Genomic DNA, 21,359 nt, shown 5'->3' with positions numbered 1-21,359 from the left:
TTCTTTGTAGTAGGTGTGCTATTGATGTAGTAGACCTACTACTTGGAGGATCAATGGCGGTGGCAAGAGAGGCGTTGGACGACGTAAAAGACGCCAAAGCGGGGGTCGCGATCGAGGTGAACGGCCTGCGGATGGCCTACGGGCAGAAGCAGGTCCTGCGGGGTGTCGACTTCACGATCGAGCCCGGTGAGGTGATCGCCTTACTCGGGCCCAACGGGGCCGGCAAGACCACCACGATCGAGATCCTGGAGGGCTTCAGGAAGCCGTCGGACGGGCACGTGCGGGTGCTCGGCACCGAGCCGGCCCGCGGTGGCGAGCGCTGGCGGGCCCGCCTCGGGGTGGTGCTGCAGTCCTGGCGCGACCACGGGCGCTGGCGGGTGCATCAGTTGCTGCACCATCTGAGCCGCTACTACGAGCCGTACGCGCTCCCGGAGCGGCGGCCCTTCGACACCGCCGAGCTGATCGCGGCGGTCGGGCTCACCGAGCACGCCGGCCAGCGCATCAACCGGCTGTCGGGCGGCCAGCGGCGCCGCCTCGACGTCGCCATCGGCATCGTCGGCCGGCCGGAGCTGCTCTTCCTCGACGAGCCGACCGCCGGCTTCGACCCGCAGGCCAGGCGCGACTTCCACGACCTGGTGCACCGCCTGTCGGACCTCGACGACACCACCATCCTGCTCACCACGCACGACCTGGACGAGGCGGAGAAGCTGGCCGACCGCATCCTCATCCTGGCCGGCGGCCGGATCGTCGCCGACGGCAGCCCCGACAGGCTGGCCCGCGAGGTCTCACGCGACGCCCAGGTGCGCTGGAGCCGCGGTGGCGAGCACTTCGTGCACGCCACCGACGACGCCACCGGCTTCGTACGCGGCCTGTTCGAGCAGTACGGCGGGGACATCGGCGACCTGGAGGTACGGCGGGCCACGCTGGAGGACAGCTACATGACGATCGTGAAGAGGGAGGAAGCGTGAACCCCGTCCTGCACGCCGCCCGCCTCGGCCTGAGCCGCGGCTGGATCGAGTTCAAGCAGCAGCTCACCAGCGTCTCGGACCTGGCGTTCACGGTGATCAGCACCGCGGCCTTCATCCTCGTGCTCTACCTGCAGCGCGACGCGACCGTGCCGGGCACGAACGTGTCCCTGGCCGCCGCCACGCTGCCCGGCGTGCTCGCCCTCATGATCGCCGTCGGCTCGCTGCTCGGCGCGATCGGCGCCCTGTCCGTCGAGCGCGAGGACGGCACCCTGCTGCGCGCCAAGGCGCTGCCGCAGGGCATGGTCGGCTACCTGGTCGGCCGGGTGGTCTCGCTGTCGGTCTCCACGGTCGCCAGCATCTTCCTGATCGCCGTGGCCGGGGTCGTCCTCGTGCCCGCCGTACGGGAGATCCCGCCCGGCGGGTGGCTCGTCGTCGCCCTGGTCACGGTGCTGGGCATCCTGTTCTCGCTCCCGCTGGGCGCGATCATCGGCGCGCTGTCGCCCAACCCGCAGTCCGGGACCGGGATCGCCATGCTCACCATCGGGGCGGTGACCTCCATCTCCGGCATCTTCTATCCCATTTCGGCGCTGGCGGGCTGGATGCAGGGCCTGGCCCAGGCGTTCCCGGTGTACTGGCTGGGCCTCGCCATGCGCTCGGGCATGCTGCCCGACGCGGCCGCCGCCGCCGAGCTGGGCGGCTCCTGGCGGACGACGCTGACCTTCACCGTTCTGGTGGCGTGGACCGTGGTGGCGCTGCTGCTCGCACCGCCCGTCCTGCGCAGGATGGCCAGGCGCGAGTCCGGCTCGGCCATGGAGCAGCGCCGGGTACGCGCGATGCAGCGCATCACCTGATGCCGCCGTTCCCACCTGGTCATGCTGAGAAGATGGGTGTCGATGTCTGAGACCGTCTACAACCGCATCGCACTCCTGCGGGCCGAACGCGGCGTCACCCGCAGGCAGCTGGCCGACGCCCTGGGAGTGCACTACCAGACCATCGGCTATCTCGAACGCGGCGAATACAGCCCCAGCCTCTATCTGGCGCTGCGCATCGCCGACCATTTCGAGGTGCCCGTGGAGGTCATCTTCTCCACGACCCCGTTCCCGCGGATAGGAGAGCGTACGGCCTGACGGATTATGTCGGTGGGGCCGCCTACAGTGGCACCATGCGTCCGGTCACAGATTTGCAGCGGAAGGTGGCGCCCTTCGAGGTCGTCACCGAGATGACTCCCTCTGGCGACCAGCCCACGGCCATCGCCGAGCTGGAGCGCCGCGTCAAGGCCGGGGAGAAGGACAACGTCCTGCTGGGCGCCACCGGCACCGGCAAGACGGCCTCGATCGCCTGGCTGATCGAGCGGCTGCAGCGGCCCGCGCTGGTCATGCAGCCCAACAAGACGCTCGCCGCGCAGTTCGCCAACGAGCTGCGCGAGATGCTGCCCAACAACGCGGTCGAATACTTCGTCTCCTACTATGACTACTACCAGCCTGAGGCCTACGTGCCGCAGAGCGACACCTATATCGAGAAGGACTCCTCGATCAACGACGAGGTCGAGCGGCTGCGCCACTCGGCCACCAACTCGCTGCTCACCCGGCGTGACACGATCGTGGTCGCCTCCGTCTCCTGCATCTACGGCCTGGGCACGCCGCAGGAATACGTCGACCGCATGGCCCGCCTGCGCGTGGGCATGGACGTCGACCGCGACCAGCTCCTGCGCCGCCTGGTCGACATGCAGTACACACGCAACGACCTGGCCTTCACCCGGGGCACGTTCCGGGTGCGCGGCGACACGATCGAGATCATCCCGAAATACGAGGAGCTCGCCGTCCGCATCGAGATGTTCGGCGACGAGATCGAGAAGCTCTCGACCATGCATCCGCTGACCGGCGAGGTCATCACCGAGGACGAGGAGCTCTACATCTTCCCCGCCTCCCACTACGTCGCGGGCGAGCAGCGCATGGCCGCCGCCGTCACGGGCATCGAGGCGGAGCTGGCCGACCGGCTGGCCGAGCTGGAGCGGCAGGGCAAGCTGCTGGAGGCGCAGCGGCTGCGGATGCGCACGACGTACGACATCGAGATGATGCGCCAGATCGGCACCTGCTCCGGCATCGAAAACTACTCGCGCCACATGGACGGCCGCGAGCCCGGCAGCGCGCCCAACACGCTGCTCGACTACTTCCCCGAAGACTTCGTGCTCGTCCTCGACGAGTCCCACCAGACCGTGCCGCAGATCGGCGCCATGTACGAAGGCGACGCCTCCCGCAAGCGCACCCTGGTCGACCACGGCTTCCGGCTGCCGTCGGCGCTCGACAACCGGCCGCTGAAGTGGGAGGAGTTCCTGGAGCGCATCGGCCAGACCGTCTACCTGTCGGCCACGCCCGGCTCCTACGAGCTGGGCCGGGTCAAGGGCGACGTCGTCGAGCAGGTCATCCGCCCGACCGGGCTGGTCGACCCCGAGATCGTCGTCAAGCCCACCAAGGGGCAGATCGACGACCTGGTGCACGAGATCCGCGAGCGGGCCGAGCGCGACGAGCGCGTCCTGGTCACCACGCTCACCAAGAAGATGTCGGAAGACCTGACCGACTACCTGCTGGAGCTCGGCATCCGGGTGCGCTACCTGCACAGCGAGGTCGACACGCTGCGCCGCATCGAGCTGCTGCGCGAGCTGCGCACCGGCGAGTTCGACGTGCTCGTCGGCATCAACCTGCTGCGCGAGGGCCTCGACCTGCCCGAGGTGTCACTGGTGGCGATCCTCGACGCCGACAAGGAGGGCTTCCTGCGCTCCGAGACGTCGCTGATCCAGACCATCGGCCGCGCCGCCCGTAACGTCTCCGGCCAGGTCCACATGTACGCCGACAAGGTCACCCCCTCCATGGAGCGGGCGATCGACGAGACCAACCGGCGCCGGGCCAAGCAGACGGCCTACAACGAGGCCAACGGCATCGACCCGCAGCCGCTGCGCAAGAAGATCGCCGACATCCTCGACTCGCTGCAGCGCGAGGACGCCGACACCGACAAGCTGCTCGGCGGCAGCGGCCGGCAGCAGTCGCGGGGCAAGGCGCCCGTGCCCGGGTTCGCCGCCCGGCAGGCCGGCCAGCACGCCAAGACCATCGCGGGCGAGATGCCGCGGGCCCAGATGGAGACCCTGATCGAGTCGCTGACCGAGCAGATGCACCAGTCCGCGGCCGACCTGCAGTTCGAGGTGGCCGCCCGGCTGCGCGACGAGATCAAGGAGCTCAAGCGCGAGCTGCGCGACATGCGCGAGGCGGGGGTCGAATAGGGCTATACGCCGCCTGACCTGGGCGAATGCTTTTACCTGCGGGCGGGCAGCGTCCAGGGTATGAACAAAACGATCATCGGGACCCTGGTCGGAGCGACGCTGCTGGCGGGGGGTTGCGGCACCGTGGCGCGGGAGATGGAACGGCTGGCGGTGTGGTCGTCCCCGACCCCCGGCACCCCCTCCGCCACCTCCCCGCCCGGCAGCGCCACGGCGTCCCCCGGCCCGGCCGACCTCAAGGCCGCCGCCCAGGCCGCCCTGGCGGCGGTGCCCGGCTCCCGGCTCATCTCGATCGAGACCGAGGAGAACGGCACCCTCTGGGAGGTCCAGGTGGTGGGCCGGGACGGCACCGAGCACGAGATGGACGTGCAAGCGGGCAAGGTCGTCCGCGGCCCGGCCACCGAGGGGGAGGACGCGGCCGACAAGGCGAAACACCGCGAACGGGTCGCCGCGGCCAAGCTCGACTACGCGCAGGCGGCCGACAAGATCCTGGCCGCCGTGCCCGAGGGCCGCATCACCGAGCTCAACCTGGACGGCGAGGCCGGCCGGACGGTGTGGGAGTCCGACGTGGTGACCTCCAACGGCGTCAAGCGCGAGGTGGCCATCGACGCGGCCACCGGCACCGTCACCCGAAACAACGGCACCACCACCTGACCCGACCCCAGGGGCCTCAAGTGCGAGCAGCCTCAAGGGGGGCGGATCCAGGGCAGGTGGCCTCGGCGGAGGCGACCTCAAGCACGGGCGGTCTCAGAGCATGCAGCCTCACGCCGGCCGGACTCAGGGCAACTGGCCTCAAAGCGAGCGGCCCCAAGGGCGGGTGGCCTGAGGCCAGGTGGCCTCATGGGCGGGCGGCCTCACAACCGGACGGACTCGGGGCAGCCGACCTCAAAGGCGGGCGCCCTCATGGGCAGGCGGCCCTTCAAACGGGCGGCCCCTTCAGAATGGGCGGCCTCGCGGGAAGTGGCCGCAAGGACTTCAGGGGAGGCGGGGGAGGAGTGCGTGGACGAACGCCTCGGGGTTGTCCAGCATGATGTTGTGGCCCGACTCGGGGACGGCCAGCACCTCGACACCCGCCGCCCGCAGCCCGTCCGCCGCCTGGGGCTCGGTGTCCACCGGATGCAGATAGGCGCGGGGGATCGGCAGGCCCATCAGGAGTTCGCGCATCGGGGGCGTGGTGCCCTTGGCCAGGCCGGCCGCCGTACGGTGCAGGCCGCGCAGGTCCGCCAGGCGCATCGTGGACCACCAGTGCGGGCCCACCCGGTCGCGTACCTCCTTCCAGCCCTCCGCCACGAACTCCTCCTCGGTGTAGGAGGCGATGCCGCTGCCTCCCGGCAGGACGAGGGCCGGGGAATAGGGGTCGAGGTTGGCGTCCACCAGGATCAGGCCGGCGACCAGTTCGGGATGGCGGGCGGCCAGGTCGATCGCCACCGCGCCGCCCATGCTGTGCGCAATCACAGACGCCCCCGCGACCCCGGCCTTGCGCAGCGCCTCGGCCAGGGCGTCGGCGTGCGCCTCCAGGGTGTAGGTGAAGTCCTCGGGACAGTCGCTGATGCCGAACCCGAGCAGGTCGATCAGGAGCGAACGGCGGCGCGGCAGCAGAGGATGAGCGGCGACCGCGGCGTAGTAGGGGGCCGAGGTGGCACCGAGGCCGTGGACGTAGACGCGGGCCGGCGCCGCGCCGGGCAACTCCACCCAGCGCATGCGAGCACCGCCGGGGTGAACGATGGCATCGTGCATAACGGGCTCCTTCTATATCGGGATAAATATATATCGGCTCCGAGGTATGCTTGAACCATGCTGGAGTTGGCGATACTCGGGTTCCTCAGAGACCGGCCGTTACACGGTTACGACCTGCGACGGCGGGTGGCGGCACTGATGGGACACGTACGCCCGGTGGCCGACGGGACGCTCTACCCGGCGATCAAACGCATGGCCACCGCCGGCTGGGTGACCAGAAAAGACGAGCCCGGCCTGGCCGCCGCACCCCGGCGCGTCCTCTACCTGACCCCAGAGGGACGCGCCGATCTGGAACGACGGCTGCGGGAGCCGGACGAGCTGGACATCAGCGACGAGAACCGGTGGTTCACCCTGCTGGCGTTCCTCCGCCACCTGGAGACGCCCGAGGATCAGGCGGCGGTGTTGCGGCGGCGCCTCGCGTTCCTGGAGGAGCCGACCAGTTTCTTCTACGACGGGGACCGGCCGATGGGGGCCGAGGAGTTCGGCGACCCGTTCAGGCAGGGCCTGCTCACCATCGCCCACGCCACCAGCGAGGCCGAGCTCTCCTGGCTCCACGCGACCATCACCACCCTCGAAACCCCTGCCCCATAACCGAACAACGGCTCCCACCTCGGGCTCATGCCTTGAGGTCCCCGCCTCGGGCCGTTCTCCTGCCTGGCATGACCGCTCCGGCTTCAGGAACATGGTGTCGACGCGACCCCTCCGACCGTGGCTTCGGATTGGTGTGGCCACTTCGAGGCATGGGTCCTGGTCGCTGCGGCCGCTCCGATGCGTGGGTCCTGGTCGCTGCGGCCGCTCCGATGTTTGGGTCCAAGCCGGTGCGGCTGCTTCGACCCTGGGCGTTGGTCGGTGCGGCTGCTTCGACCCTGGGCGTTGGTCGGTGTGGCCGCCCTCGACCCCTGGGCTCTGGTCGGTGCGGCACTCCGATCTTCCAGTTCTGGCTTCGCGACCGCTTCGGCCTCCGGCTCCGTTCCCCGCAGCCACTTCCGCGCCGCGCCCCGGCCGCCGCGCCGTGCGCCGTGCGCCGTGCCCGTGCGCTGTGCCACGGTGGGGTGTTCGCGTCCGCAGCCACGCCCGCGCCCTGTCGTGGAACCGCTCCCCACCGTCACGCCTGCGCCCCATTGTGTGCACGTTGCCACGACCGTGCCCTCGCCTTGCCATGAGCGCGTTTCCCTGTGGGGCCGTGCTGTCCTGGTGGCGGGGGCTCTGGATGTGGGCGGCCGCCGTTCGCCGTCTATCCGGCTATGCGGCCGCTTCCGCCTGCCAACTCTCTGGCTATGCGGCCGCTTCTACCTGTCAACTCTCTGGCTATGCGGCCGCCTCTGCCTTCAGCTCTCCGTTATGCGGCCACGCCCGCCTCTTTCCGTAGCAGGGCGGACAGGGAGTCGGGGTCGGCGGTGGGGACGCCCTTGGCGGCGAACCAGGTGGCGACGTTGCGGGCGTCGCGGTCCAGGAACGAGGGGCCGGTCGGGTGGGCGATCACGTCCACGATCTGGGGCAGGTCGATGATGACCAGCCTGCCGTTGTGAACCAGCAGGTTGTACGGCGACAGGTCCCCGTGGGCGAGCCCTTCCGCGGCCAGCGTGATCATGGCCGCCACGAGCTGGTCCCACAGGTCGGTGAGGCCCTCGGACACCTGGGCCAGGCGCGGTGCCGCGTACCCGTCCGAGGTTCCGATGAACTCCTGCAGGATCTCCGTCCCGACGATCTGCACCGGGTACGGCACCGGCACCCCCAGCTCCCAAAGCCGGCACAACGCCCCGAACTCGGCCACCGCCCACTGCGCCGCGATCGCCTGCCTGCCGAACGCGGTGCGGTTGGCCATGGCCCGGTTCATGCGGTCGTCGCGGGTGGCGCGGCCCTCCAGGTAGCTGGAGTCGCGATGGAACAGCCGGTGCTCGGAGGAGCGGTAGCGCTTGGCGGCCAGCAGGCATGTACGGTCGGTGCCGGGTACGCCGCGCGAGATCAGATGGACGTCGGCCTCTTTGCCGGTCTTGAGCACGCCGTACTCGGTATCGACGGCCGCCAGTTCGGTGACCAGCCAGTCCGGGTACGGGCGCGGGCCCTTCTCCGTCGGCGTGCTCTGGTCCCAGGTGGACCAGCGGTCGCCTTCCGGCGGGCCGTCGTCGGTGTCAGGGGTGGTTTCGAGCCAGGCGATGTCGTCGGCGTCGAGGGCGTACTTGCCACGAGAACGGTGTTGCGAGTGTTTCGGCACGGTGGATGTACTCCAAGAGTGAGTCCCACCGGCGCGGTGATCAGGTCAGCGAATGCCCGGCGGGGAGGTGTGGGGACGCGGAAAACGGCACGCGAGCAATCGTCATCACAGTCTCACCCTCCTTCGGGTCGCTTCGATCAACTCGCCCGAGTATGCCGGGCACGGCCAGATATCCGCAACCCATAAAGCCGGGTTTCGGGCGGAAGTTGAGGGTGATGGGCTTGGGGGTGGACCCGGTCGGCGGGCCCGGGTGGTGTGCTCGGCTGGCTGGTCAGCGGGTTGAGGTCGCGTGCTTGGTTGGGCTGGGCCGGCAACTTTGGGCGGCGTGCTCGGTGGGGCTTGGTCGGCGGCTCTGGGTGGCGTGCTCGGTGGGGCTTGGTCGGCGGTTTTGGGTGGCGGGCTGGATCGGTGGGTCGATCAACGGCTCGGCGGGCCGATCAATGACCCGGTGGGTCGATCAATGGCTTGATCGTGCGGGCCGATATTGCGGTGCGCCGTTCCTGGGCGGCCTTGTAGCGTGCGCCCATGAGACGGTGTCCGGAATGCGGCTACTGGGAGCCTGCCGGAGCGCCCGGTTGTGGCAGGTGCGCCGGGCTGGTGGATGAGATCGTCGAGGTGGGCTGGCGGGACTTTCTCGGGCGGGAGTTCGGCGCCGCGGAGCCGTCCGATGAGCGGATCATCGCCGAGATGGTCGTGGATGAGCCGGACAAGCACCTCTGGCGCGTGGTCGACGCCGCCTACGACCGCCTGGTGTGTGCCGCGTGCGGCGGGAAGCTGAGCAGGGGGCCGGCCGGGTGTGCGCCGTGCGACCTGGCCAACGGCTTCCGGTACGTGGCCAGGGAGGCCGACCGGCCCGGTGTTCCGCCGGGGAACGAGCACGCGCTGCGGGTCAACGTTTCGGTGGCGCGCCGCCCATCCGGGATCTCGGCGTCGGAGGTGCTGCTGCGGCGGCTCAGCCTGCCCGCCCTCCTGGAAGGCGCGCTTCCCACCAGGGCTCAGGCGCAGGCGATCAAGGCCATGGCCAACAGAGGCGCCTCGGAGGCGGAGCTGGCCGCGGCCATCTACAACGAGTGGTCCCGGAGGTGAGCGATCGGGCGGCCGGTGCCGGCCATTTCGATCAGGCGGCCGGCGGTCATGTGGGGGAGAGGTCGATGTCCACGTCGAAGCCGGCATAGGTCTGCGGCCGCCCGCAGGTGGATGCCGGTGGGGACGTAGGTCTTGATGTCCGGTTCGGGCCGCTGGCGGGCTCCCAGAGTGACCGTCATCTCGCGCGCCACCGCCGGCTCCGCAGGCTGACGGAGTGCCTGTTCGAACAGGCGGACCGTGAGCATGGGGAAACCCGTCTGCGGCGGCCTCAGGACGAGCGACCCGTCGATCAGCTCGACGTGCCGGGGCGCGTCGGGAGGAAGGTGATCGAGCCTGTCGGTGGTCCAGCCGCCCGGTGGGCCGGGGCACAGAACCACTCGGGAAGGGTCGTGGTCATCGGGCCCGCCTCATAAGAACTCACGGGGCGAACACGTGATGTCACGCCGTCGTCAGGGGCGGTCTCTGCGTTCCTCCATGGTGCGCCGGTAGAGCTCGTCGATCTCGTCCAGGGGGTCGGGGGCACGGCGGCGGGCCTCGATTTCGAGGTCCGTGCGCGAGGAGAGGTCGGCGATGCCCGTCGCCGTGTGCTGCACCTGGTCGCCGAGCAGGTCGGCCCGGATGCGGGCGCACATCGCCGTCAGCTTGGCCTGGTGCTCCCGAAGCCGGTCGAGGGTCGCGTGGTCCACGTACGGCGACACGCGGCGCTGCTGGGCGTACATGCCGAGCTGCCCGTCGTGCACGTCCGCCTGCGCCGACAGGTCGGCCAGCAGCCGGGGCAGGTCGCCCAGCCCCCAGCCCTGGCTCTGCGCCTGCTCGACGGCCTGGCGGGTGAGGGAGACCTCGCGGCGCAGGTCGAGCCGGAGGCGTTCGACCTCGGCGGCGTCGCCCGTGCCCATGGCGTTGACGTGCGCGGACAGCCGGGTGGTGGCCTGCTTGGCCTTCACCGCCGCCTTCTTGCCCAGCTTGACCAGCAGGTAGATCCCCACGCCGCCCAGCAGCAGGAGGAACGCCAGGATCACCAGCACGATGACAAGGAACTCGCCGATCTTCGCCACCTCCTGTGGGGGTTGATGACTTGAAGGATAGTGCGCCGGAGCAGAACTGGCGCGCGGGCCCAAGCAAGCACTTGATCGATCGAGAGTCGCTGTGTTTCAGTGCACATGTTCGCAGGGTCGCCGCGGAAGGGGCAGAGCACGTGCTGGACGGCAAGATTGTGATCATCACAGGAGGCGCCCGCGGCATGGGCGCGGCCACCGCGCGGCGGTGCGTCGCGGCCGGAGCTCGGATCGTGCTCACCGACGTGCTGACGGAAGAGGGTACGGCCACCGCCAAGGAGCTCGACGGCCGGTTCATCGCGCACGACGTGACGAGCGAGGAGCAGTGGGCCGCGGTGGTCGCCGAGACCCTGGAGACGTACGGGCGGATCGACGGCCTGGTGAACAACGCCGGCATCGCCATCACGCTGCCCATAGAGCAGCAGTCCCTGAACGACTTCGAGCGCGTGCTCCAGGTCAACCTGGTCGGCGTCTTCCTGGGGCTCAAGGCGGTGGTGGCACCCATGCGCGCGGCGGGCGGCGGCGCCATCGTGAACCTGTCGTCGGTCGCGGGCCTGTTCGCCCTGCCCGGCACGGGCGGGTACGGCGCCTCCAAGTGGGGCGTGCGCGGGCTCACCAAGATCGCGGCGCTGGAGTTCGGGCGGGATCGTATCCGGGTCAACTCCGTACATCCCGGAATGATCGTCACGCCGATGACGGAGTCGTTCGGGGCCGTGTCGGGGGAGGGCACCTTCCCGCTGGCCCCGGCCGGGCGGTGGGGGGAGCCCGAGGAGGTCGCGGAGGCGATCGCCTTCCTGCTGTCCGACGCCGCCTCCTACGTGACGGGCGCCGAACTGGCCATCGACGGCGGCTGGACGGCCGGCGAGAGTGGCCTGCTGCCCCTCCTGAACAAGCAGGGCGGTGCGTAGATGCCGTACGCGGACGTCGGCGAAGGGGTCAGGCTGTTCTACACGGACGACGGAGCCGGCGAGCGGACGCCGTTGCTGCTCGTGCACGGCTGGGGTACCGACTCCCACCAGTGGTCCTGGCACATCGACGCGCTGTCCGCCAGGCGCCGCGTGCTCGCCGTGGACCTGCGCGGGCACGGCTACTCCTCCGTCCCGGAGTCGGGTAACACGCCGCGCGCGATGGCCGGGGACCTCGACGTCCTGCTCGGCCGTCTCGACATCGCCCAGGTGGTCGCGGTCGGTCACTCCATGGGCGCCCAGGTGGTCTCCATCCTGGCCGTCGAGCACCCTGAGCGGGTACGCGGCCTCGTCACCCTCGACCCCGGCTACGGCCTCACGCCCGGCCCCGCCCTCGACGTCCCCCGGATGGTCGCCGGCCTGCGCGGCGAGCACGCGCACGCCGTCGCCGAGCAGATCGACGAGTGGTGTACGAACGCCGCCACCCCCGCCGTCATCAGGCGCTGGCACAAACGCCGGCTGTACGGCATGCCGCCGCACGTCCTGGCCGAGGCGTTCGAGGCGCTGTTCACCGCCCCCGGCGCCATCGGGCTGCGCCCGGCCAGCGACGACTTCCTGGTACGCCGGCGATGCCCGGTGCTGTCGATCTGGGCCGATCCCGAGCGGGCGAGGTGGGAGGCCGGGCTGCTGAAGGACCCGGCGTCCAAGGTCGTGTGCTGGGAGGGGTCGAGCCACCGGCTGCACGAGGAGCGGCCGGCCGAGTTCGTGCACGTCCTGGAGGGCTGGCTGCGCAGACTGGAGCGTGGAAGACCCGGCGGCGGCGCGGGTGCGACCGCCGCCGGGCCTGCCACGGTGTGAGCGTGCCAAGGGCGGGGGCCACGGTGACGCTCACACGTTCGTTCGCTTCCTGGTGACCAACGGTAGGAGCGGACGGGGCCGCGGCGCGTCATCCCGCGGGCGGACCCGGCATCAGCCGGGCGGCTGACTCCGGGCGGCCTTCCTGCGGGCGCGGAAGCGGCGTATCCGCCTGATCAGCCACCACGCCAGCACCGCGAGCAGCAGCAGCGCGACGATCACCAGCACGGGCGAGAACACGGCGACCAGGCTCATGCCGAGCGCGCCGGCGTCCTCGGCCGTGCTCACGACCGGCGCGCCCACGCCCGCCGTGCCCGCGTTGATCACCGGGCGGGCGGCGGCCTTGAGCGCGTGCACGGCCAGCGCCACCACGATGCCCAGCAGCCAGCCGGTCCATGGGTGCTCGGTCATCCAGGTGGAGTTCTCGAACTCGGCGGCGGCGCTCGTGGCCGAGAAGACCACGCCGCCCGACGCGGGGCGTACGACGGTCTGGATGGCGTCGTTGACACTGTCGACGGCGGGCACCTTGTCGAGCACCATCTCGGCGGCCAGCAGCACCGCGATCACCGCGAGCACGCCCCAGTTGGACAGCCAGGCATAGCCGTCGGGGAGCTTCACGGCGTCGGTGAAGTTGGCGAGCACGCCCACGACCAGGAGCGGGATATAGGCGTTGAGTCCGGCGGCCGTGGACAGGCCCAGACCGGTCAGAGCGGCGAGCATCCCCCTAGTCTGCCCGCGCCGCCTCGTCCATGAGCGCCACCAGACCGGAACCGGTGAATTCGGACACCGCCCGCTCGTACTTCTCCATCCCCCACGACCAGAAGTCGAAGTCGATGCTCTCGTTGGCGCCGTCCTGGATGGAGGCCCAGAGCGTCCAGCCGTATTTGGACATCAGGCCCAGCAGGCGCGCACGGGCGATCTTGTGGCGGAGGCGCCGGCCGTAGTAGGCGGTGACGAGCTCCTCCAGGTGGCCGAGCGGCAGGTCGGACTCGCTCCAGATGTTGCCCAGCTCGAAACAGGCGTCGTTGTTGCCCGAGTATTCGTAGTCGATCAGCCAGATGCGCTCGCCGTCGTCGAGGATGTTGCCGGGCAGCAGGTCGTTGTTGCACGGCACGGTTCCCTCGTCGCGCACCGCCAGACATTTCTGGATCTGTGCGACGGTGGGCATGAAGTCCAGATAGCCTTCAGGCAGGCGAAAGCCGCGTTCCCGTACGATCGCCAGATACCGCTGCTGCACCTCGAACATGTCGAAATCGCGGACGAACCGGGGCCCGGCGTGCAGCCGGCGACACGCCCGGGCCACCCGGGGCAGATTCGCCGAATCCAGCAGGTCCGCCTCGGTGAACGTACGCCCCGGCAGGAAGCCCACCACCAGCACCCCGAGCCCCGGCCGGTAGTCGTGCACCGGCGCCCCGACCCCCGCGGCCGCCGCCGCGATCGAGTTGGCGTGCTCGGCGTCCCTGTCGATGGCCAGGAGGCTTCCGTCGCTGGCCCACACGCGCGCCACGTAACACCCGGACGGGACGGTGACCTTGTAGTTGTGGTTGGTGAGCCCGCCGGGCAACAGCTCCACGGTGCGCGGAACGCCGGACAGCAGGGGGATGCGATCGAGGACCTCGGGCGCGGCCATGCTCGATGCTAGGCGCCACCACCCCGAACGGTCTAGACCTTTTACGGCGCGCCGGTTAGCCTCGCGACCATGAGCGACTCGGCCCGGATCGTGATCATCGGTGGCGGGGTGGGCGGCGCGTCCGTCGCCTACCACCTCACCCAACTCGGCGAACGCGACGTCGTCCTGCTGGAACGCGACGAGCTCACCAGCGGCTCCACCTTCCACTCCGCCGGGCTCGTCGGCCAGTTGCGCGCCGACCCCACGCTGACCCGGATGAACCAGTACTCCGTCGAGCTCTACCGCACCCTCGACGCCGGATGGACGGAGTGCGGCGGCATCAAGCTGGCCTCCACCGCCGAGCGGATGGAGGAGATCCGCCGCCAGATCGGCTGGGCGCGCACGTTCGGGCTGCCGCTTCAGGAGATCTCGGTGGCCGAGGCGGTGGAGCTGTTCCCGCTCATGGACCCGGAGGGGGTCGTGGGGGCGGCGTACCTGCCGACGGACGGTCAGATCGACCCGTCGCAGCTCTGCTACGCCCTGGCCGCCCGCGCCCGCGAGGGCGGCGCGACCATCCGCACCGGTGTCCGGGTGCTGGGCATCGGCGTCGAGCGCGGCCGGGTCACCGGTGTGCACACCGACCAGGGCGACATCGCCTGCGAGATCGTGGTCAACTGCGGCGGCATGTTCGCGGCCGAGATCGGCCGCATGGCCGGCGCGCGGATCCCGATCGTGCCGATGTCGCACCAGTACGTCGTCAGCGACGCCTTCCACGACCACACCGGCCTGCCCACGCTGCGCGACCCCGATCTGCTCGTCTACTACCGCCAGGAGGTCCAGGGCCTGGTCATGGGCGGCTACGAGCGCACGTGCGCGCCCTGGACGGCCGGCCGGAACGCCTACGACGCGGTGCCGGGCGACTTCAACGGACGCCTCCTGCCGGAGGACTGGCCCAGATTTGAGGAAATTTCCGATAACTCCAGGATTCGCGTGCCCGCGATGTCCGACGTCGGCATCCGCAAGCTGATCAACGGCCCCGAGGCGTTCACCCCCGACAACGAGTTCTGCCTGGGCGAGACCGAGGTGGCCGGGTTCTTCGTCGCCGCCGGCTTCTGCGCGCACGGCATCGCGGGCGCGGGCGGCATCGGCAAGGTGATGGCCGAGTGGATCGTCGAGGGCGAGCCCAGCATGGACCTGTGGCACATGGACGTGCGCCGGTTCGGCCGCCAGTACCGCTCGCCGTCGTACACGCTCAAGCGCTCGGTCGAGAACTACGAGACCTACTACGACATCCGCTACCCCGGCCACGAGCGCTCCGCCGGGCGGCCGCTGCGGGTCTCGCCCGCCTACTCCTGGCACGCCGCCCACGGCGCCGTCTTCGGGGAGAAGTCGGGCTGGGAGCGCGTCAATTACTACGCCGTCAACCAGCGCGGCGAAGAGGAGCGGCCGCGCGGGTGGGCGGGCCGCGAGTGGTCGTCGGCGACGGGCACGGAGCACCGGGCCACCAGGACGGCGGCGGGGCTGTTCGACGAGAGCTCGTTCTCCAAGATCGAGGTCTCCGGGCCTGACGCGGCCGCGCTGCTGGAGTGGGTGTGCGACAACCGGGTCGCCCGTGACGTGGGCGCGGTGACGTACACACAGGCGCTCAACCGGCGCGGCGGCATCGAGTGCGACTTCACCGTCACCAGGCGCGGCGAGGAGGAGTTCCTCATCGTCACCGGCACCGCGTTCGGCTCGCACGACCTCGGCTGGCTGCGCAAGCAGGCCGCGCACACCGGCTCGAAGGCCCGGATCGCCGACGTGACCGGCCAGTACGCCTGCTTCGCCCTCTGGGGGCCGCGCGCCGCCGACATCATGAGCGGGCTCACGCCCGATCCGATGGACTTCCCGTTCATGTCGTCGCGGGAGATCACCGTGGGCGACGTGCCGGTGCTGGCGCTGCGGGTGACGTTCGTGGGCGAGCACGGCTGGGAGCTCTACTGCTCCAGCGAGTACGGCCTCGCGCTGTGGCGGACGCTGTGGGAGGCGGGCGAGGCGCACGGCCTGGTGGCCGGCGGCTACCGGGCGATCGACAGCCTGCGGCTGGAGAAGGGCTACCGGGTGTGGGGCGCGGACATCGGGCCGGAGACGACGCCGTACGAGGCTGGGCTCGGCTTCTGCGTCAAGCCGGACAAGGAGTTTCTCGGCCGGGACGCCCTCGACCCGGCCCCGGCCCGGCGGCTGCGCTGCGTCACGCTGAGCGACCCGGGAGCCGTCGCGCTCGGCAACGAGCCCGTCCGGGTGGACGGCCAGGTGGTCTCCCGCGTCACCTCGGGCGGCTACGGCTACACCGTCGGCGAGTCGATCGCCTACACCTACCTGGAGGTCCAGCCGGGCGCCGCGGTGGAGATCGAGGTCGAGGGCGCGTGGGTGCCGGGCACGGTGGTCAAGACCCCGCTGGTCCCGTGACCCCGCTGCGCACCGTGACCCCGCTGCGCACCGTGAGCCGCACCCGGTCGGGGCGGAACAGGTCGCGGGCGAACTCCACCGGCGTGCCGTCCACCGCGTACGCCGTGCGCTCGATCAGCATGAGCGGCGCGCCCGGCGCGATGCCCAGCTCGGCGGCGTCCTCGGCCCTGGCGATCACCGGGTCGAGGTGCTCGACCGCCGTGTGCGGCGCCAGGTCGTAGCGGGTGGCCAGCAGCGTGTAGAGCGAGCCGGTGAGGTCCTGGCCGAGCAGGCCGGGCAGGTCGGGGAAGTAGGAGCGCTCAAGCGCCACCGGCGACAGACCGGCCGAGCGCACCCGCGCCACCTCGTGCACCGGCGCGCCCGCTTCCACCTCCAGCGCCCGGGCCACCGCGCCCGTCGCGGGCACCGTCCTGGCGGCCAGGATGCGCGCCTCGGCCCGCAGGTGGGCGCGCCGCATCTGCTCGGTGAACCCGGCCAGCCCGGTCAGGTCGCACTCGATGCGCGGCTCGGCCACGAACGCGCCGCCCGCCCTGCCGGGCACCCTGAGCAGGACGCCGTCGCGTTCCAGCGTGGCCAGGGCCTGCCTGAGCGTCATCCTGCTCACGCCCAGCCGCCCGGCCAGCTCCCGCTCGCCGGGCAGCCGGTCGCCCGGCGCCAGGTCGCCCCGGGAGATCGACTCCAGCAGCCACCGCTCGATCTGCACGTGCGCGGGGACGCCCGTGCCACGCTCCAGGTGAGGCGGGGTCCCGACCATATGCGCAGGTTATCCCTTGATGGCGCCCTGGGTGATCCCGCTGACGAAGCTGCGCTGGAACAACAGGTACACCACGACGATCGGCGCGATGACGATCAGACAGGCCGCCGCCAGCAGGGGGATGTCCGTCGTGTACTGGCCGACGAAGAGCCCCAGGCCGCTCGGCGCGGTGCGGCGGTCCGGATCCTGCATCATGACCAGGACCAGCATGAACTGGTTCCACGACCACATGAAGTACAGCACCGACAGGGTGGTGACGGCGGGCCACGAGATCGGCAGCAGCACCCGCAGCAGCACGATGAGGTCCTTGGCGCCGTCGATGCGGGCCGCCTCGACCAGCTCGTCGGGGACGTTCGAGAAGTGGGTCTGCATCCAGTAGACGCCGAACGGCATGAACAGCGCCGCCTCGGCCAGGATGATGCCCGTGAAGGAGTTGGTCAGCCCGACCTCGCGCAGGTTGAAGTAGAGCGCCACCACGATGAGCTCCATCGGCAGCGTGAGCCCCATGACGAACCCGAACGACAGCGCCTTGTTGCCCCACACCTTGAGGATCGTCAGCCCGTAGCCCGCCAGCACGGCCAGCATCACCGACAGCGGCACCACGAAGACCGCGATCAGCACGCTGGAGCGCATGAGGGCGGTCATGTTGCCGCGCTCCCAGGCCAGCGCGAAGTTCTCCCACGACCACCGTTCCGGGATGCTGAACCCGTCGAGCTGCGCGCCCGGGGGATGCAGCGCGGCCAGGATGATGCCGACGAACGGCACCAGGATCATGACCGTCAGCAGGACGAGTACTCCGTACCGGACACCTACTCCGCCACGCATGTCAATCCTTTTCCCTGGTGAAGTAGCGGACGGCGCTGACCGCGGCGACCACGATCACGGTCAGCACGACGGCCAGCGCGCTGGCGCCGCCGATGTCGCCCTCGTTGAAGGCCAGCCGGTAGACCAGCAGGCCGGGGACGTTGGTCTGCCCCGCGGGGCCGCCGTTGGTGGTGACGAAGACGAGGTCGAAGCTGGCCAGCGCGGCGATGGTGGTGATGACGCCGGCGACGGTGATCTCCCTGCGCACGCCGGGCAGGGTGACGTGGCGGAACTGCCGGAACGTGCCGGCGCCGTCGAGCTTGGCCGCCTCGTAGAGGGACGGGTCGATCTTCTGCGCGCCGGCCAGGAAGAGCATCATGCACAGGCCGCTCATCGTCCAGGTGCCGATGAGGCCGAGCGCGATCAGGGCGAGCTGGTAGTCGCCCAGCCAGGCGCGGGTGATCCCGCCGAGCCCGATGAGTTCGAGGATCTGGTTGATGCCGCCGGCCTCGCTGTAGAACCAGCGCCAGGTGATGCCGACGGCGACGAGGGGGAGCACCTGGGGCAGGAAGAAGACGATGCGGAAGAACGTCATGCCCTTGCGCACCTTGCCCATCAGCAGGGCCGTCATGACGAGGCCGACGCCGATGGGGATGACCGAGAAGAAGATGATCAGCACGAGGCTGTGCAGGATGGCCTCGTACAGCGCCGAATCACGGAAGATCTTGACGTAGTTGCCGAAGCCCTCCCACGTGGCCGGCAGGATGCCGTCCCACTTCAGCAGGGACAGGCGGACCGTGTTGATCGCCGGCCAGATGGCGAAGCCGAGGTAGATCGCGAGCGCGGGCAGCACGTAGAGCCAGCCGCGCGCGCGTCGCGCGCGCAAGGGGGAGGGGCGGGCACGTCTGCGGGTCACCCGCTCCCCTCCGCGTGCCGGGGTGGCACGCGGAGGGGAGACGGGCGCGCTCAGCTCACGAGCCATGATGTCCGTCCCACGACTCCTGAAGGGACTTCAGGAAGGCGTCGGTGGTCATCTTGCCGCTGATCAGGCCCTGGATGCCGGGGGTGAGCTTGTCGATCATGCCGGGGGAGGCGTAGTCGGGGAAGGGGACGATCCCGTTACTCTGCGCCACCGGTGAGAACGCGGTCGCGATCTCACCGCGCAGACCCTCGGCGCCCAGCTCGGCCTTGGTGTCGACGGGCATGAAACCGCCGTCGAACTCGATCTTCGCCGCCTCCGGCGAGCTGAGGTAGTCGAGGAAGGCCGCGGCGACGTTCGGGTGCTTGGTCTTGGCCGAGATGGCGTACGCGACGCTCGCGCCCGAGGCGACCTTCGCCGGCTGGTCGGCCGAGGCGGTCGGCATGAGGAAGAAGCCGACGTCGTCCTTCAGCTCGGTCTCCAGGGCGGTGGCGCCCCAGTTGCCGGTCACCAGGAACGCGCTCTTGCCCTTGGAGAAGCCCGCCAGCGCGTCGGCGTCCGCCGTGGCGTTGGCCGAGGCGGGGAAGTAGCCCTTCTTGGCCCAGGAGACGATCGTGTCGGTGGCCTTCTTGGCGGCCTCGGTCTCGATCGTGGAGCCGGGCTTGCCGTACACCCAGGAGCGGTAGTCGGCGACGTCGCCGCTGACGTTGAGCAGCGCGTTCCACAGGTGGAAGCCGCCGACCGCCAGGCCGCCGAGGCTCAGCGGGGTGCCGCCGGAGTCCTTGACCTTCTGCAGCGCCGCCTCGAACTCGGGCAGCGTCTTCGGCGCCTCCTTGACCATCTTCTTGTTGTAGTAGACGCCGACGACGGACAGGCCGCCCGGCACCGCGTACAGGCCGCCGGTCCCGAACTGCTTGGCCGACTTGTCGGAGCTGAGGATCTCCAGGGTCGAGGGCGGGAACTTGCCGCTCCAGCCGTACGCCTTCGACCACGGGCCGAGATCCAGGATGAGCCCGGCCGGGACCAGGGAGTTCATCGCGCCGGGGTTGTACTGCGCGATGTCCGGCGCCGCGTCCGACGACATCGCCAGTTTGATGGACTTGACGTAGTCGCCGAACGGCGTCATCTGGGGCTTGATGGTGACGTTCGGGTGCTTCTTGGTGAAGCCCTCGATCAGCGTCTTGGTGGGCGGGTCGTTGCTGTAGGCCAGGGTGAGCGTCACCGGGTCGCTGGGAATGGTCGTCGTGACGTCGATCTTCTGAGACGCGGCCGGGGCGCTCGTGCCGCTGGTGCCCGCGCAGGCGGTCAGAGCGAGCGTCGCCGTGACGCCGAGCGCCACGAGCGCGTGACGCCGGGGTGGTGTCGTCATACGGATGACCTTTCTCCTTCTACAAGTGGTGCGTCGTCAACGGCCTTCATGACGACCGGTTCTCACCAGGCCGAACCTGGTGCGCTCGACCTCGTCCAGCGAGTGGAGCAGCGCTCCGTGGACGACGGCGTCCTCCTGGAGCGTCGAGATCTCCAGGAGCGGCTGATCCAGCAGTTCGTCTTCCAGATGGCGTCTGAGCGCCGCGAGCAGCGTCTCTCCGCATCTGGCCATGGGCCCCCCGATGACCACGAGGCGTGGGTCGAGAAGGGCCCGGATCACGGCGATGCCCTTGGCGAAGCGGCGGGCCACCACGTCGATGGCCTCCAGGGCGGCCGGCGTGCCCGCGACGACGGCGTCCAGCACGGTCTCGAAGGCGCGCTCTCCGGCGGCCTCGATCCGGGACAGGAACTCCGCGTCGCCGGCGCGACCCGCCGCCGCGGCGGCCTGGCGCACGATCTCCTCGCCGCCGACCCGGTCCTCGAAGGGGCCCAGGCCGTGCGGGTGGCGGGACTCGACCGGCGCCGTCCGCTCCGTGAACAGGTCGAGGAAGCCGACGTCGCCGGCGTCGTTGGAGGTGCCGCGGTAGAGCTCGCCGTTCAGCACGATTCCGGCGCCGACGCGCTCGCCCCAGTGCAGCATCACCAGCGAGTCCTCGCGCTGCTCGGCGTCCCGCCACCGTTCGCCCTGCGTCGCCAGCTTGACGTCGTTGTCCAGGTAGATGGGGCAGCCGAGCGTCTCCTTCAGCCGGCGCAGCAGGACGTCGCCGGTGAGGCCGGGCATGGTCGGGAGGAGCTTGATGATCCCGGCGGCCGGGTCCACTATTCCCGGCGTGCCGATCGAGGCGTACCAGAGGGTCGTGGGGCCCGCGGCGCGCAGCACGCTCGCCACTGTGGTGAGAAGCGTGCCGAGCACCTGCTCGGCGCCGGGGCGGGCGCCGAACTGCACCGCGTCGGCCGCGATGACCGTGCCGCACAGGTCCGCCACCGCCACCCGCAGGTCCTGCGGGCTGATCGAGACGCCCAGCACGTGGCCGGCCTCGGCACGGAACCGGACGAGCTGTGCGGGACGGCCCGCCCGGCTCGAATCGCGGTCCAGGGAGCCGAACTCGACCAGGCCCTCGTCGGTCAGCGCGTTGAGTGAGCGGGTGACCGCCTGCCTGGACAGGCCCACCGCCTTGGCCAGCGCCGACACGCTCATGCTGGACTCGGCCCGCAGCCGGCGCAGGATCGCGGCGGCGTTGACCTCACGCATGAACTGCGTGCCCGCGGCGACCAGCTGCTCCATGAACTCTCCCAACCCTGTGAGCGATGCGGCGTACGCTAGCATAATAATTATGTATCGTACGGAACTAATTCGTCGAGGGG

At 70.3% G+C, this 21,359-nt stretch carries 21 protein-coding genes; 10 read left to right on the top strand and 11 right to left on the bottom strand.

The genetic code is table 11. The features are described from left to right. Nucleotides 1–53 precede the first annotated feature (53 nt). From C4V41_RS20425 to C4V41_RS20405, 5 genes are read left to right on the top strand one after another with little or no spacing between them, the layout of a single operon-like run. The gene (locus C4V41_RS20425) at nt 54–968 is read left to right on the top strand and encodes an ABC transporter ATP-binding protein (protein WP_103957501.1); all 915 of its coding nucleotides are present in this window, start codon (nt 54–56) and stop codon (nt 966–968) included. Beyond that, complete coding sequence (locus tag C4V41_RS20420; RefSeq protein WP_103957500.1) at nt 965–1,819, top strand: ABC transporter permease; 855 nt, start codon at nt 965–967, stop codon at nt 1,817–1,819. Before C4V41_RS20425 ends, C4V41_RS20420 begins: the two co-directional genes overlap by 4 nt. A 42-nt stretch (nt 1,820–1,861) precedes the next feature. Beyond that, on the top strand, nt 1,862–2,095 hold the full coding sequence (locus C4V41_RS20415) for a helix-turn-helix transcriptional regulator (protein ID WP_103957499.1): 234 nt from the start codon (nt 1,862–1,864) through the stop codon (nt 2,093–2,095). 35 nt (nt 2,096–2,130) lie between these two features. Beyond that, nucleotides 2,131–4,242 carry an excinuclease ABC subunit UvrB gene (gene uvrB, locus C4V41_RS20410; protein ID WP_103957498.1) on the top strand — a complete coding sequence of 704 codons (2,112 nt, stop codon included), beginning with the start codon at nt 2,131–2,133 and terminating at the stop codon, nt 4,240–4,242. Nucleotides 4,243–4,302: 60 nt separating this feature from the next. Continuing rightward, entirely contained in the window at nt 4,303–4,893 is a 591-nt protein-coding gene (locus C4V41_RS20405; RefSeq protein ID WP_103957497.1) for a PepSY domain-containing protein, read from the top strand. Nucleotides 4,894–5,214: 321 nt separating this feature from the next. Here C4V41_RS20405 and C4V41_RS20400 read toward each other — a convergent pair whose 3' ends face one another. Then, nucleotides 5,215–5,976, bottom strand: a complete 762-nt coding sequence (locus C4V41_RS20400; RefSeq protein WP_103957496.1) for an alpha/beta fold hydrolase — start codon at nt 5,974–5,976, stop codon at nt 5,215–5,217. Between the two features lie 57 nt (nt 5,977–6,033). On the opposite strand from C4V41_RS20400, the gene C4V41_RS20395 reads away from it, so the two are divergent. Beyond that, the gene (locus tag C4V41_RS20395) at nt 6,034–6,567 is read left to right on the top strand and encodes a PadR family transcriptional regulator (protein ID WP_103957495.1); all 534 of its coding nucleotides are present in this window, start codon (nt 6,034–6,036) and stop codon (nt 6,565–6,567) included. A gap of 748 nt (nt 6,568–7,315) precedes the next feature. On the opposite strand, the gene C4V41_RS20390 is transcribed toward C4V41_RS20395, so the two are convergent. Continuing rightward, complete coding sequence (locus C4V41_RS20390; protein WP_103957494.1) at nt 7,316–8,191, bottom strand: serine protein kinase RIO; 876 nt, start codon at nt 8,189–8,191, stop codon at nt 7,316–7,318. Between the two features lie 597 nt (nt 8,192–8,788). Between C4V41_RS20390 and C4V41_RS20385 the strand changes: the two genes are divergently transcribed. Then, the gene (locus C4V41_RS20385) at nt 8,789–9,277 is read left to right on the top strand and encodes a hypothetical protein (protein WP_103957917.1); all 489 of its coding nucleotides are present in this window, start codon (nt 8,789–8,791) and stop codon (nt 9,275–9,277) included. On the opposite strand, the gene C4V41_RS20380 is transcribed toward C4V41_RS20385, so the two are convergent. Both C4V41_RS20380 and C4V41_RS20375 read right to left on the bottom strand, forming a co-directional pair. Beyond that, nucleotides 9,253–9,654, bottom strand: a complete 402-nt coding sequence (locus C4V41_RS20380; protein WP_103957493.1) for a PDDEXK family nuclease — start codon at nt 9,652–9,654, stop codon at nt 9,253–9,255. The genes C4V41_RS20385 and C4V41_RS20380 overlap by 25 nt on opposite strands. A 72-nt stretch (nt 9,655–9,726) precedes the next feature. Continuing rightward, entirely contained in the window at nt 9,727–10,332 is a 606-nt protein-coding gene (locus C4V41_RS20375) for a hypothetical protein (RefSeq protein ID WP_103957492.1), read from the bottom strand. A gap of 140 nt (nt 10,333–10,472) precedes the next feature. On the opposite strand from C4V41_RS20375, the gene C4V41_RS20370 reads away from it, so the two are divergent. Both C4V41_RS20370 and C4V41_RS20365 read left to right on the top strand, forming a co-directional pair. Then, nucleotides 10,473–11,240 (top strand): glucose 1-dehydrogenase, encoded by a 768-nt coding sequence (locus C4V41_RS20370; protein WP_268808626.1) that lies wholly within the window; start codon nt 10,473–10,475, stop codon nt 11,238–11,240. Next, the gene (locus C4V41_RS20365) at nt 11,241–12,095 is read left to right on the top strand and encodes an alpha/beta fold hydrolase (protein ID WP_103957491.1); all 855 of its coding nucleotides are present in this window, start codon (nt 11,241–11,243) and stop codon (nt 12,093–12,095) included. It abuts the gene before it with no gap. A 111-nt stretch (nt 12,096–12,206) separates the two neighbouring features. On the opposite strand, the gene C4V41_RS20360 is transcribed toward C4V41_RS20365, so the two are convergent. Together C4V41_RS20360 and C4V41_RS20355 are read right to left on the bottom strand one after the other, a co-directional pair. Beyond that, nucleotides 12,207–12,812 carry a DUF4126 domain-containing protein gene (locus tag C4V41_RS20360; protein WP_103957490.1) on the bottom strand — a complete coding sequence of 202 codons (606 nt, stop codon included), beginning with the start codon at nt 12,810–12,812 and terminating at the stop codon, nt 12,207–12,209. Between the two features lie 4 nt (nt 12,813–12,816). Next, nucleotides 12,817–13,722 carry a phosphotransferase gene (locus tag C4V41_RS20355; RefSeq protein ID WP_103957489.1) on the bottom strand — a complete coding sequence of 302 codons (906 nt, stop codon included), beginning with the start codon at nt 13,720–13,722 and terminating at the stop codon, nt 12,817–12,819. Between the two features lie 69 nt (nt 13,723–13,791). Between C4V41_RS20355 and C4V41_RS20350 the strand changes: the two genes are divergently transcribed. Next, entirely contained in the window at nt 13,792–16,149 is a 2,358-nt protein-coding gene (locus C4V41_RS20350; protein ID WP_103957488.1) for a GcvT family protein, read from the top strand. Here the strand turns inward: C4V41_RS20350 and C4V41_RS20345 are convergent. From C4V41_RS20345 to C4V41_RS20325, 5 genes are read right to left on the bottom strand one after another with little or no spacing between them, the layout of a single operon-like run. Next, complete coding sequence (locus C4V41_RS20345; protein ID WP_103957487.1) at nt 16,127–16,903, bottom strand: GntR family transcriptional regulator; 777 nt, start codon at nt 16,901–16,903, stop codon at nt 16,127–16,129. The two genes, C4V41_RS20350 and C4V41_RS20345, sit on opposite strands and share 23 nt — an antisense overlap. A 9-nt stretch (nt 16,904–16,912) precedes the next feature. Then, nucleotides 16,913–17,728, bottom strand: a complete 816-nt coding sequence (locus C4V41_RS20340) for a carbohydrate ABC transporter permease (RefSeq protein ID WP_103957486.1) — start codon at nt 17,726–17,728, stop codon at nt 16,913–16,915. A 1-nt stretch (nt 17,729) separates the two neighbouring features. Continuing rightward, complete coding sequence (locus C4V41_RS20335) at nt 17,730–18,689, bottom strand: carbohydrate ABC transporter permease (protein WP_103957485.1); 960 nt, start codon at nt 18,687–18,689, stop codon at nt 17,730–17,732. Next, entirely contained in the window at nt 18,679–19,995 is a 1,317-nt protein-coding gene (locus tag C4V41_RS20330; RefSeq protein ID WP_103957484.1) for an ABC transporter substrate-binding protein, read from the bottom strand. Before C4V41_RS20330 ends, C4V41_RS20335 begins: the two co-directional genes overlap by 11 nt. A gap of 36 nt (nt 19,996–20,031) precedes the next feature. Beyond that, on the bottom strand, nt 20,032–21,279 hold the full coding sequence (locus C4V41_RS20325) for an ROK family transcriptional regulator (RefSeq protein ID WP_103957483.1): 1,248 nt from the start codon (nt 21,277–21,279) through the stop codon (nt 20,032–20,034). Between the last annotated feature and the right edge of the window lie 80 nt (nt 21,280–21,359).

The organism is Nonomuraea solani (assembly GCF_900108335.1).
Classification (GTDB): Bacteria; Actinomycetota; Actinomycetes; order Streptosporangiales; family Streptosporangiaceae; genus Nonomuraea; species Nonomuraea solani.
This window is presented reverse-complemented; position numbering and strand designations above follow the sequence as displayed.